The sequence below is a fragment of the Pantoea sp. Sc1 genome (genome assembly GCF_000255315.1).
Classification (GTDB): Bacteria; Pseudomonadota; Gammaproteobacteria; order Enterobacterales; family Enterobacteriaceae; genus Pantoea; species Pantoea anthophila.
Window position 1 is genome coordinate 3712698 of sequence record NZ_AJFP01000001.1, and the last position, 12520, is coordinate 3725217.

Sequence of the window (12520 nt, forward strand, 5' to 3'; positions counted from 1 at the left end):
GAGCCGATGAAAACCCTTTCCGACCACGTCAGTGCAAGGCTGCCGCAGCTTCAGCAGTGGCGTCGTGACTTCCATCACTACGCCGAATCGGGCTGGCTGGAGTTTCGCACCGCCACGCTGGTCGCTGAAGAGCTGCATCAGCTCGGTTATCAGCTAAAGCTGGGGCGTGAGGTGATCGACGCAGAGGCGCGGATGGGCCTGCCCGACGCCGCCGTGCTGAAACAGCAGGAGGCGCGGGCGTTACAACAGGGCGCGCTGCCGCAGTGGATCAGCCACTTTTCCGGCGGATTCTGCGGCATCGTGGCGACGCTGGAAACCGGCCGTCCCGGCCCGGTGATGGGCTTCCGCGTGGACATGGACGCACTGGATCTCAATGAGAGCCAGGCCAGCGATCATCTGCCGCAGCGGGAAGGGTTCGCCTCCTGCAATGCGGGCATGATGCACGCCTGCGGTCATGATGGCCACACCACCATCGGGCTGGGGCTTGCCTCAGTGCTGATGGCGATGAAAGAGCGGCTCAGCGGCACCATCAAACTGATTTTTCAGCCTGCTGAAGAGGGTGTACGCGGCGCGAAAGCGATGGTAGCGGCGGGCGTGGTCGATGATGTGGATCGCTTCACGGCGATTCACATTGGCACCGGCGTGCCGGCGGGCGAAGTGGTGTGCGGCAGCGACAGCTTTCTCGCCACCACCAAGCTGGATGTCCACTTCACCGGCGTCGGTGCCCATGCGGGTGGCCGCCCGGAGGAGGGACGCAATGCCCTGCTGGCGGCGGCTCAGGCGACGCTGGCCCTGCATGGCCTGGCCCAGCACAGCGGCGGCGTGGCGCGGGTGAATGTCGGCGTGCTGCAGGCCGGAACCGGCCGCAACGTGGTCGCCGACTGCGCCCTGCTGAAGGTCGAAACCCGCGGCATCACCAATCAGGTTAACGACGATATTTATCAGCAGGCGCTGCGGGTAATTGCCGGTGCGGCGGCGATGTATGGCGTTGAGCAGCAGGTGACGCTGATGGGTGCGGCGCGCAGCTGCACCCCGACGCAGCCGTGGGTCGACTTCATTCACCAGCAGGCAGACGCGCTCGGTATCTTTGATTCCGTGGTCGATCGCAAAGCGCAGGCGGCAGGATCAGAAGATGCGACCTATATGATGGAGCGCGTCAGGCAGCGTGGCGGCCAGGCCTCATACGTCATTTTCGGCTGTGACCTGGCGGCGGGCCACCATAATGCCCGATTCGACTTTGATGAGCGGGTCATGCCGGACGCCATCACGCTGCTGGCGACGCTGGCGCTCAATCAGGCGCAGTATGGTGAAACACGATGATGGAAGCCTTTATTGCCGACTATATCGACCGCCATCAGCACCGTTTCAGCACGCTCAGCGACGCCATCTGGGATACGCCGGAAACCCGCTTTGCCGAAACCCGCTCCTCGGCCCTGCTGGCCGATGCGCTGGCCGAAACCGGGTTCATCGTGGAGCGCGGCGTGGGCGGCATTGACACCGCCTTTATCGCCAGCGCCGGCAGCGGCAAACCAGTGATTGCCATCCTCGGGGAGTTTGATGCGCTGGCCGGTCTCAGCCAGCAGGCCGGATGCGCCCGGCCAGAACCGCTGGAGGTGAACGGCAACGGACACGGCTGCGGTCACAACCTGCTCGGCACCGCCGGCGTGGCGGCAGCCTGTGCGGTTAAAGCCTGGATGGAGCAGCATCACGCTGGCGGAACCGTGCGTTTTTATGGCTGCCCTGGCGAAGAAGGGGGATCGGGCAAGACCTTTATGGTGCGTGAAGGCCTGTTTGACGATGTGGATGCCGCCGTGACCTGGCATCCGGAAGGTTTCAGCGGCATGTTCAATCTGCGCACGCTCGCCAATATTCAGGCCGCGTTCAGATTCAAAGGGATCGCGGCTCATGCCGCTAACTCTCCCCATCTGGGCCGCAGCGCACTGGATGCCGTCACGCTGATGAATACCGGGGCCAACTTTCTGCGCGAGCACATCGAACAGGAGGCACGTCTGCACTATGCCATCACCAACAGCGGCGGTGTCTCGCCAAATGTGGTGCAGGCCGATGCGGAGGTGCTCTATCTGATCCGCGCGCCATCGCTGCCACAGGCGCAGGCGATCTATCAGCGGGTGATCAATATTGCCCGGGGTGCCGCCCTGATGACGGACACGACCCTGACCGTGCGTTTTGACAAAGCCTGCTCTGATTATGTGCCTAATCGCGCCCTGGAAGCGGTCATGGAGCGCTATTTGCATCACTTTGGTTTGCCCGACTACAGCGACGAAGAGCGCGCGTTCGCGGCTGAACTGCGTGCCACTCTGACCGATGACGATCTGCGTAATGCCCGCCTGAACGCCGCCCGTATCGGTGGCGAAGCCGGTCACGCCTGGGCTGAGCAGCTGGGTGAGAGGCTGTTTATGGATCAGGTCGCGCCCTATGCCGTCACCCGCGACCTGCTCTATGGCTCCACCGATGTCGGCGATGTCAGCTGGGTCACGCCGACAGCACAGTGTTTTGCGCCCTGCTTTACCTTCGGCACGCCGCTGCACACCTGGCAACTGGTGGCGCAGGGCCGCACCACGATCGCGCATAAGGGCATGTTGCTGGCGGGCAAAGTGATGGCGGCGACGGTGACAACGCTGCTGCAGGATGAGCAGGCGCTGGCGGAGTGCCAGGCCGAATTTCAGAAGGTACGCGCCGGGCAGCCCTATCACTGCCCGATCCCTGCGGGGATCACACCCACAAAACTGGCCGGATGAGCCAGCGGCCGCGTCGCTGACGCGGACCAGAATAAAAAGAGTGCAAACACTTCCCTGATTCTGCGGGGCCGGAACTGAACTCACCGCCTGTCGCCTGTCGCGACCGGCGTCAGCCCGCGCCGCCATCGATAAGGGGGTCACAAGACGACAAGAAGAGAACCCATACCATGGAAGCAACCTCCGAGAACCGTAGTCCTGGCCGGCTCTTCAGCTGGATCGAACGCGCAGGCAATAAAGTGCCTAACCCGTTTTTACTGTTTGTCTATCTGATTGTGGTGCTGATGGTCGCAACCGCCATTATCAGTGCGCTGGATCTGGCGGTGAAGAACCCCGGTAATGGCGAAATCGTCCGGGTCAATAACCTGCTGAGCGTCGCGGGTCTGCAGTGGATCCTGCCCAACATCATCAAAAACTTCAGCAGCTTTACCCCGCTGGGGTCGATTCTGGCGCTGGTCATTGGTGCCGGGCTGGCGGAAAAGGTCGGCCTGCTGCAGTCGCTGATGGTTAAGATGGCGTCACGCGTCAGCCGCCGTTACGCCAGCTACATGGTGCTGTTTATCGCCTTTTTCAGCCATATCTCCTCGGACGCGGCGCTGGTGGTGATGCCGCCGCTGGGTGCGCTGATCTTTCTGGCGGTGGGCCGTCATCCGGTCGCGGGCCTGCTGGCCGCCATCGCCGGTGTCGCCTCGGGCTTTACCGCCAACCTGCTGATCGTCACCACCGATGTACTGCTTTCAGGTATCAGCACCGAAGCCGCTAAAGCGGTCAGCGATACGGTGCATGTCAGCGTCATCGATAACTGGTTCTTTATGGCCACCTCGGTGATTGTGCTGACGATTGTGGGTGCATTGCTGACCGACAAACTTGTTGAGCCGCGCCTGCCGCAGTGGCAGGGCAACGGCGAAAAGCTGGCGGCGCTGACGCCGCTGGAGAACCGCGGCCTGCGGGCCGCCGGGATCGCCGCGCTGCTGTTTATCGCCGTGATGGCGCTGCTGGTCGTGCCGGAACATGCGCCGCTGCGCAATCCCGCCAGCGGTGCCATTATCCCCTCGCCATTTATTCAGGGCATTGTGCCGATCATCATTCTGTTCTTCTTTGTGGTGGCGATTGCCTATGGTGTCGCCACCCGGCAGATCCGCCGTCCGGATGATATCCCGCAGTTGCTGGTCGATCCGATGAAAGGCATGGCGGGTTTTATCGTGATGGTCTTTCCGCTGTCGCAGTTCGTGGCGTTCTTTAACTGGAGCAACATGGGCAAATTCATGGCGATAGGACTGACCGACGTGCTGGAGAGCGCAGGCGTCAGCGGCGCGCCCGCATTTCTCGGCCTGATGTTTCTGTCGGCATTTCTCTGCATGTTTATCGCCAGCGGCTCAGCCATCTGGTCAATTCTGGCGCCGGTGTTCGTGCCGATGTTTATGCTGCTCGGCTTCCATCCCGCCTTTGCCCAGATGATTTTCCGCATAGCTGACTCGGCGGTACTGCCGCTGGCACCGATGTCGCCCTTTCTGCCGCTGTTCCTCGCCTTTTTGCAGCGATACCAGAAGGATGCGCAACTGGGTACCTACTATGTGCTGATCTTCCCCTATCCGCTGGTTTTCTTTATCAGCTGGATCGCCCTGCTGGTCGCCTGGTACTGGCTGGGGCTGCCGATTGGGCCTGGCGTCTGGCCGCAACTGCCTTAAGGCACCGTGCCAGCGATACAGCCAAAACGCTGGCACGTTTTCTGCGGCACTGCAGTTATGTCAGTGCGCAGCCAGTTCCTGAAAGAAAGCGGGATTCTTCTGGATAGTCGCCAGCACTTTAGCTGCCAGTCCGGTCGGATTGCGGCGTCCGCTTTCCCAGCTCTTTATCGTATCAAGGCTGGTTCCCAGTGCCGCCGCCATTTCACTCTGGGAGACGTTAAGCTGCGCCCGGATAGCCTTCACATCAGCCAGCGCGTAATGGGTAACACGGGCGGGTTCTCTGACACCGTTTTTTATCTCCACCGCCTCTTCCAGCGATGCTTTCAGCTCATCAAAAAAACTCATGTCATATCTCCTCTTTCAGTCTTTGTGTCAGCTTTTTCAGCACGGCTTTTTCCGCATCCGTGAGGTTCTCTTTGAGATTCTTTGGATAAGCCATGATCAGGTAAATCACCTCAGCGGTAGCCAGAAAGTAAATTACCCTTGCGCTGCTGCTTTTACCCTGATTGCCCGTCGCCATCCTGATTTTTCGCAGTCCGCCGGTTTTCTGAATAAGATCGCCTTTCTCCGGTGACTCGATAAGCTCCCTCTGAAGCTCCCGAAGCTCTTCATCCGTGGCGATTTGCTTTATCTGTCGGGTAAACATCGGGGTTTCGATAAACTCAATTGCCTGACTCATCGCTCACTCCTGTCTCTTCCATGAGGAGTACATAGTACACCCAGCCTGCTTCATGAAAAAGCCCACGGATGGCAAAACCTGCAACGTATGTTGCTAAATCGTCAGCAACGCCCCTCTCGGCAACGGCAGATGAATTGATTATTCTGCTATTTCTTCGCCTGCTAACGGTTGACGTTCTGCATAACCGCCTGCGGGTGTTTCCCACACTGCCTGAGGTTGACGCTGATATGACCACTCACTCCACCCGCCTGCCGCCGATGCACGCGTCATCGGCGGCCCGCAACAGCGTAGCCGGGCGCATTGATGCGCTGCCCGCGTCCGCTGGCTTATGGCGCTTTATCACCCTGCTGGCGCTGGGCGGCTTTTTTGAACTTTACGACCTGTTTGAAACCGGCTATATCAGCACCGGCCTGCTGGCGGCGGGCGTCTTTCACACCGGTGAGGCGGGCGTGCTCGGCTTCTCCGATCAGGCTGCGTTTGCGTCAGCCACCTTTCTCGGCCTCTTTTTCGGCGCCAGCCTGCTGGCCCCCTACGCTGACCGATTTGGCCGCCGCCTGACCTTTATGTGTGCGCTGCTCTGGTATGGGCTCTTTTCCCTGCTGATGGCCTTTCAGCAGAGCGCGGAGATGATCATTCTGTTCCGCTTTCTGGTGGGGATCGGGCTGGGCGTCGAGCTGGTGACCATTGATACCTATCTGTCGGAATGGGTGCCGAGCCACCTGCGCAGCCGCGCCTTTGCTTATGCCTTTTTCGTGCAGTTTTTATCGGTGCCTGCCGTCGCACTGATGTCGTGGTGGCTGGTGCCGCAGACCGTGTTCGGTCTGGAAGGCTGGCGCTGGGTCGTGATCGCAGGCGCACTCTGTTCACTGGTGATCTGGCTGGTGCGCAGAAATCTGCCGGAATCGGCACGCTGGCTGGCGCAGCAGGGGCGCTATCAGGCGGCGCATGAGGTGTTATCGGCGATGGAGCAGCGCTGCGGCATTCCGGCCGGGCCTGCTATCCTGCCCGATGACGAGGCTGCACAGCTGCCCAAACGCGGGCGCTTTCGTGAAATCTGGGCTCCCGCTTATCGCCAGCGCACCCTGATGCTGGTGGTGATGAACTTTTTCCAGGCGATCGGCTTTTTTGGCTTTGGTAACTGGCTGCCTGCGCTGCTGTCAGGCCGCGGTGCCACGGTGACACACAGCCTGCTCTATGCCTTCTTTATCACGCTGGCCTATCCGCTGGGATCGCTGATCTGCAGCCGCTATGCCGACAAGCTGGAGAATAAGTGGCAGATTGTTCTGTCATCGCTGATGACGGTGGTATTCGGCACGCTGTTCGCCTTTCAGACGCAGCCGGTGCTGCTGATCCTCTGCGGCTTCCTGATTACCTGGTCCAACGCCTGGCTGACTTTCAGCTTCCACGCCTATCAGACCGAGATTTTCCCGACCCACATCCGGGCGCGGGCAGTCGGCTTCTGCTACTCCTTCAGCCGCCTCTCTACGGTATTCAGCAGTATTTTAATCGGGGTGATCCTGCAATACGCCGGCACGCCGGGCGTGATTACGTTCATCGTGCTGAGCATGCTGATGGTGATGCTGTCGGTAGGGATTTACGGGCCGAAAACCCGCGGGATCGATCTGGAGAATATTTAAAAGAAAAGGCCGTCATCCTGATGATGACGGCCTTTTTACGGGTTATTTGCCTTCCAGCACCCGGATGTCTGCACTGCCCAGACGATCCTTCTCATCTTTACGCAGCGACGCGACCTGTTTCGCGGTCACCGGCTCTGACGCCTTATTGCCCCAGCTGTTACGCACGAAGTTCACCACATCGGCAACCTGCTGGTCGTTCAGCCGCCAGCCAAATGCCGGCATGGTAATGGTCGATGGCGCACCGTTCACACCAGGCAGTTGCCCGCCCACCAGCACGATGTGAATCAGCGAGGTCGGATCGTCTGCCAGTACCACCGGGTTGCCGCGCAGCGCCGGATAAAAACGCTTATAGCCGCTGCCATCGGTTTTATGGCATGCCGCACAGCTGTCGACATAGGCCGCCGCGCCGGTCTGGCTGTCATCGCCGCGCCAGAGAGCTTTGGCGGTGGCATCATCCACGCTGAAGGCCGCCTGATGCGGGTCTTTCGCGCCCAGTGACTTCAGATAGCGCGCAATCGCGGTGATATCTACTTCGCTCAGGTGCTGCAGGCTGTGTTCCACCACATCGGTCATCCCACCAAACGCGGCAGTCTGATCGTTACGGCCATAACGCAGGAACTGACGCAGGTCATCTTCGCTCCAGCGCCCCAGCCCATCGCGGTTATCGCCACGCAGGTTGCTGGCCGTCCAGCCGTCAATCGGCGCGCTGCTGCCCGCCAGATAGTCGTTGCCTTCGGCGTTGCTCAGCACCTTCTCCTGCATGGTGAAACTGCGCGGCGTGTGACAGGCACCGCAGTGGCCCAGCCCCTCAACCAGATAGCGACCGCGCGCCAGCACCGGATCTTCCTGAGCGGCAGGCTGGAACGCTTTCACATCGGGCGCAAAAATTCCGCGCCAGATCGTCAGCGGCCAGCGCATCGACAGCGGCCACGGAATGTCGCTGTCGCGATTTGGCTGCTTCACCGCCGTCACGCCATGCATGAAGTAGGCGTAAAGCGCCTTCATATCCTCATCGCTGACGACCGCGTAAGAGGGATAAGGCATGGCGGGATAGAGGGTATCGCCATTTTTCGCCACACCATGACGCACCGCTTTCTGGAAGTCGTCGTAGCTGTACTCACCAATACCGGTCGTGCGATCGGGAGTGATGTTGGTGGAGTAGATGGTGCCAATCGGGGTCGCCATCGGCAGACCACCGGCAAAGGTCGCGCCGCCTTTGCTGGTGTGACAGGCCACACAGTCACCGGCGCGCGCCAGATACTCTCCCCGCTTAACCAGATTGTCCTGGCTCTCATCCGCCAGCGCGGCAAAGGTCAGGGTGCCCAGAATCAGGGCCAGAATGCCATTTTTCATCGCCATGTTCCTTATGCCTGCACCAGTGGACCGGGGTTCTTCAGGTAGTTTTCGCGAATCGCTTTAGCTGACCAGTAGGTCAGCGCCGCCACCATGCCGGTCGGGTTGTAGCCCAGTCCCTGCGGGAAGGCAGAGGCACCTGGTACAAACACATTCGGCACGTCCCAGCTTTGCAGATAGCGGTTAACCGCACTGGTTTTCGGATCGTCGCCCATGATCGCACCGCCACTGATGTGGGTGGTCTGATAAACCCTGGAGTCAAAATGGGTGCCCGGCTTTTTCGCGCCGCCCAGAATCATCTTCGGATTCATCGCCTCCGCGATATTGCGCATTTTTCCGACCATAAACTGCGCCATTTTGATGTCGTTCTCCTGCCAGTCAAAGGTCATGCGCAGCAGTGGCTGCCCATAAACATCTTTGTAGTTGGGATCGAGATCGAGATAGTTAGCGCGGTAGGACTGATGCGCGCCGTGCGCATCCATCGACAGGTGATGGGTGTAAGTATCCGCCACCGCCGCTTTCCATTTACTGCCCCAGTCTGGCGTACCGGCAGGCACTGGCATGCCGGAGATCGGCTTGGTCCCCGCCTGGTTGACCCAGAATGGCGACCCGCCCACAAAGCCCAGCGGTCCGTGGTCGAAGTTATCGGCGTTGAAATCATCAACCGCAACGCCCGCGCCACCTGCGCCGATAAACGGGTTAGTGGTGGTGTTTTTATCAAACAGCGCCTTCAGGGTAGAGAGGTTTTGATAGGCGAAGTTGCGGCCGACGGTGCCTTCGTTGGTAATCGGGTTGTAAGGCTTGCCGATGCCTGACAGCAGCATCAGATGCACGTTGTGGAACTGGAAGGCTGAGAGGATCACCAGGTCAGCGGGCTGCACCTGCTCGCGCCCCTGCCCGTCCACATAGGTCACGCCGGTTGCGCGCGTTTTGTCATCGCTGAGATTGACCCGCAGGACATACGAGTTGTTACGCAGTTCAAACTTTGGCTCCTGGCGCAGTGCAGGCAGGATGTTCACGTTAGGTGACGCTTTGGAATACATGTAGCAGGCGTAGCCGCTGCAGTATCCGCAGAAGTTACACGGCCCCATCTGCGCGCCATAGGTGTTGGTATAAGGCCCGGAGGTGTTGGCGGAAGGCAGATCGTAAGGATGATAGCCGACCGACTCCGCCGCCTGCGCAAACAGCTGTGCCGAGTAGGTACGCTTCTGCGCGGGCAGCGGGAAGTTATCTGAGCGATCGGGCGCAAACGGGTTACCGCCTTTATCTTTGCCGACCACCTTGCCCTTGATACTCCAGGCGCTGCCTGAGGTGCCAAAGACTTTTTCCGCCTTGTCGAAGAACGGCTCCAGCTCATCATAGCTGACGCCAAAATCCTGAATCGTCATGCCTTCCGGGATGAAATTCTTGCCGTAACGCTCTTCGTAATGGCTGCGCATCCGCAGTTCAATCGGATCCACGCGGAAGTGGACGCCTGACCAGTGCAGACCCGCGCCGCCGGTGCCGGTGCCGGGCAGGAATGCCGCCAGCTGACGATAAGGCACCGCCGTCTGCGAAGCATCATGACGGATGGTCACGGTGCTTTTAGAGAGATCCTGGAACAGCTTTTTGCGGATGTTATAGGTCAGCTCATCAATGGACTGCGGATAAGAGCCGTCGGGATAGGTGTCGCGATGCGGCCCACGCTCCAGCGCCAGCACATTCAGGCCCGCTTCGGTCAGCTCTTTCGCCATGATGGCACCGGCCCAGCCGAAGCCAACAATCACCGCATCCACTTTTTTCATTTCGTTTGCCATGCTTAACTTCTCTCCCCGCGAATCGATACTGACGGGAACGGATAACGTTCACCGCGCTCTACCCAGTCCATAAAGTCGGCGCGTGCGCCAGGGAAGTTGATCAGCTTCCAGCCGACCATTCCCTGATTTCCGCCGTGGACAGGATCGCTGAAGAAGCCTTCGCGGGTGTTCTGCAGCAGAAAGGCAAAGAAGGTTTTAGCGGGCAGCTGGCTGAATTCGGCGCTGCCACTCTCCATCGCCTGCAATAGCGCATCCTGCTGCTCCGCGCTAAGCTGAGCGAACACCTTACCGTGCTGCTGTTTGCTGTAGTGGTCGGCATCGGCCAGACCGAGACGGTAGATCTGCTGCGGCACCAGCGGCAGCTGATAGCCCAGCTCTTTCGGCAGATCGGGATTAAACGGCCCCTGCATATACCAGTTCGATCCGGTGGCATAGGGCGTATTCATCTGGCGGTCGATGAACTCCGGCACGCCCGCTTCCACTGCGCCAGGCCCGCGTTCATCGCTGGGGATCAGGCGCGCCACGGCGGCGGTGATAAAGGCATACTCTTCGGCGGTAAACCAGGAGGGCTGATAATCACGCGCCTTCTGCGGTGCAGCCGGCGTTTCAGCCGCCTGTGCGGTCAGCGGCAGGGAGAGAGCACCCATCGCTGTGGACCCTACCGCCATTGCAGGCGCCAGGGTGATTGTCTTCAGCAAAAAATCCCTGCGTGAATGACCCTTTTTTTGTTCTGACATGACATTGCCTCATTCCCGCGCTGGATGGCGGTATGAAAAAATAGGTGGTTGCGTTGTAGTGGTTTTTATCAGCAGATACCGGCCCTGATGCCGGTTTGTTACCGGTAACAAGCCGCCATATTGTAACACTGCTATTCACAAAGATTTAGTTCCGCGAAACAAAACCGCACAATTTCATTAACATTCATCCCTGCCCTGTCATGAGCAGAAACAACAGACTACAGACAGCAAGCAACCAAAACGTTATAAAAGACCACACACAACAGCGGAGTGCCTATGTTTAAGTCTTTTTTTCCGCGGCCAGCGCTGTTTTTCAGCTCAGCGGCCGTCTGGAGTTTAGTCGCTATTTTTGCCTGGTTTGGTTTTGCTGAGCAGTTGCCAGGCATGTGGCCCATGTTCGAAACCGCCATCAAAGCGCCCCTGCCGACGACCGCAGCGCGTTTTATCGCGGCGAGTCAGATCTGGTTCTATCTCTATTACTGGATAATGGTCGCCATTTTTGCCGTGGCGTGGCGGGTGATCGACTCGCATCCGTGGCAACGCTGGTCAGTCTGGGGATCGGCACTGATCATCTTTGTCACCTGGTTTGGTGTCCAGGTCGGAGTCGCCATCAACGCCTGGTATGGCCCGTTTTACGATCTGATCCAGAAAGCGCTGACAAAAGCGGGATCGGTGCAGATTGCTGAGTTTTACCACCAGGTTGTGGCTTTTCTCGGCATCGCATTAATCGCGGTGGTGATTGGCGTACTCAATTCGTTCTTTATCAGCCACTGGGTTTTCCGCTGGCGTACCGCCATGAATAACTATTACATGCACAACTGGCAGCGGCTGCGCCATGTTGAAGGTGCCGCACAGCGTGTGCAGGAAGACACCATGCGCTTTGCGACCACGCTGGAAAACTGGGGCGTCAGTTTTATTCAGGCGATCATGACGCTGGTGGCATTTTTGCCGGTACTGGTGGCGCTCTCCCATCACGTTAAAGATATTCCGTTCCTCGGTAATATCCCTTACGCGCTGGTGATTGCCGCGGTGCTCTGGTCGGTGTTTGGTACAGGTTTACTGGCGCTGGTCGGGATTAAACTGCCTGGGCTGGAGTTCCGCAACCAGCGGGTCGAAGCCGCCTACCGTAAAGAGCTGGTCTACGGCGAAGATAATGCCGATCGCGCCGGGCCACAGACGGTGCAGGAGCTGTTCAGTCGGGTGCGGGTTAACTACTTCCGTCTCTACTTTCACTATCTCTACTTCAACATCACCCGCATTCTCTATCTGCAGGTCGATAACGTGTTTGGTCTGTTCCTGCTGTTTCCCTCGATTGTGGCGGGCACCATCACGCTGGGCTTACTCAATCAGATCACCAACGTGTTTGATCAGGTGCGCGGCTCGTTCCAGTATCTGATCGCCTCCTGGTCGACGCTGATTGAACTGATGTCCATCTACAAACGTCTGCGCAGCTTCGAGCAGATTCTGGATGATGTGCCGCACGACGAGATGATGCGCGAAGCGTCAGAGGATGTGTAGCGCACAGGCGCTTTATTGAGGCGAAAAAGCCACTCTGACAAGTGGCTTTTTTTATTCAAAGGTCAAAAGCAATTCTTTTTCCTGTCGGCAGTCTGACATCAATACTTATCTCGCCTCCCAGAGCTGTAACGTAACGCTTCAGAGTAGAAAGGCGTGGATCGTTGTCAGCCTGCTCCATTCTGGCAATGGTTGGCTGCTTCACCCCCATGGCTCGCGCCATCTCTGTCTGGGATAGGTTAAGTTCTTCCCGCAACATGTTCAGGGCAATAACCTGCCGCATTTCGTCCACTTTTTCGGCAATACGCTCACGACTTTCCGGGCTTTGCTTTGCCATCAGCTCTTTTAAATTAGCCATT

11 protein-coding genes are annotated in these 12520 nt (G+C 58.7%); 5 read left to right on the top strand and 6 right to left on the bottom strand.

Going from position 1 to position 12520, the window contains the following annotated elements; genetic code table 11:
• Positions 1 to 6 precede the first annotated feature (6 nt).
• The 3 genes from S7A_RS17225 (at position 7) to abgT (ending at position 4444) form a co-directional block, all read left to right on the top strand.
• The gene (locus tag S7A_RS17225) at positions 7 to 1320 is read left to right on the top strand and encodes an amidohydrolase (protein WP_009092557.1); all 1314 of its coding nucleotides are present in this window, start codon (positions 7 to 9) and stop codon (positions 1318 to 1320) included.
• The gene (locus S7A_RS17230) at positions 1317 to 2759 is read left to right on the top strand and encodes a M20 family metallopeptidase (protein ID WP_033736439.1); all 1443 of its coding nucleotides are present in this window, start codon (positions 1317 to 1319) and stop codon (positions 2757 to 2759) included. Before S7A_RS17225 ends, S7A_RS17230 begins: the two co-directional genes overlap by 4 nt.
• 167 nt (positions 2760 to 2926) lie before the next feature.
• Complete coding sequence (abgT, locus tag S7A_RS17235; protein ID WP_009092560.1) at positions 2927 to 4444, top strand: p-aminobenzoyl-glutamate transporter; 1518 nt, start codon at positions 2927 to 2929, stop codon at positions 4442 to 4444.
• 60 nt (positions 4445 to 4504) lie between these two features.
• On the opposite strand, the gene nadS is transcribed toward abgT, so the two are convergent.
• The gene (gene nadS / locus S7A_RS17240; RefSeq protein WP_009092561.1) at positions 4505 to 4789 is read right to left on the bottom strand and encodes a NadS family protein; all 285 of its coding nucleotides are present in this window, start codon (positions 4787 to 4789) and stop codon (positions 4505 to 4507) included.
• A 1-nt stretch (position 4790) separates the two neighbouring features.
• Positions 4791 to 5123, bottom strand: coding sequence for a type II toxin-antitoxin system RelE/ParE family toxin (locus S7A_RS17245; protein WP_009092563.1), 333 nt, complete (start codon positions 5121 to 5123; stop codon positions 4791 to 4793).
• Positions 5124 to 5350: 227 nt separating this feature from the next.
• Here S7A_RS17245 and S7A_RS17250 point away from each other — a divergent pair, with 227 nt between their 5' ends.
• Complete coding sequence (locus S7A_RS17250) at positions 5351 to 6760, top strand: MFS transporter (RefSeq protein WP_033736638.1); 1410 nt, start codon at positions 5351 to 5353, stop codon at positions 6758 to 6760.
• Positions 6761 to 6802: 42 nt separating this feature from the next.
• Here S7A_RS17250 and S7A_RS17255 read toward each other — a convergent pair whose 3' ends face one another.
• Genes S7A_RS17255 through S7A_RS17265 form a run of 3 tightly spaced genes read right to left on the bottom strand, consistent with a single transcriptional unit; the run spans position 6803 to position 10646 of the window.
• Positions 6803 to 8113: a cytochrome c gene (locus S7A_RS17255; protein ID WP_009092565.1), complete on the bottom strand. Its 1311-nt coding sequence runs from the start codon at positions 8111 to 8113 to the stop codon at positions 6803 to 6805.
• A gap of 11 nt (positions 8114 to 8124) precedes the next feature.
• Positions 8125 to 9909 carry a GMC family oxidoreductase gene (locus S7A_RS17260; RefSeq protein ID WP_009092566.1) on the bottom strand — a complete coding sequence of 595 codons (1785 nt, stop codon included), beginning with the start codon at positions 9907 to 9909 and terminating at the stop codon, positions 8125 to 8127.
• 2 nt (positions 9910 to 9911) lie between these two features.
• Positions 9912 to 10646: a gluconate 2-dehydrogenase subunit 3 family protein gene (locus S7A_RS17265; protein ID WP_009092567.1), complete on the bottom strand. Its 735-nt coding sequence runs from the start codon at positions 10644 to 10646 to the stop codon at positions 9912 to 9914.
• Positions 10647 to 10922: 276 nt separating this feature from the next.
• Here S7A_RS17265 and sbmA point away from each other — a divergent pair, with 276 nt between their 5' ends.
• Complete coding sequence (gene sbmA, locus S7A_RS17270) at positions 10923 to 12164, top strand: peptide antibiotic transporter SbmA (RefSeq protein WP_009092568.1); 1242 nt, start codon at positions 10923 to 10925, stop codon at positions 12162 to 12164.
• A gap of 55 nt (positions 12165 to 12219) precedes the next feature.
• Here the strand turns inward: sbmA and S7A_RS17275 are convergent, their stop codons facing one another.
• The gene (locus S7A_RS17275) at positions 12220 to 12519 is read right to left on the bottom strand and encodes a helix-turn-helix domain-containing protein (RefSeq protein ID WP_009092569.1); all 300 of its coding nucleotides are present in this window, start codon (positions 12517 to 12519) and stop codon (positions 12220 to 12222) included.
• Between the last annotated feature and the right edge of the window lies 1 nt (position 12520).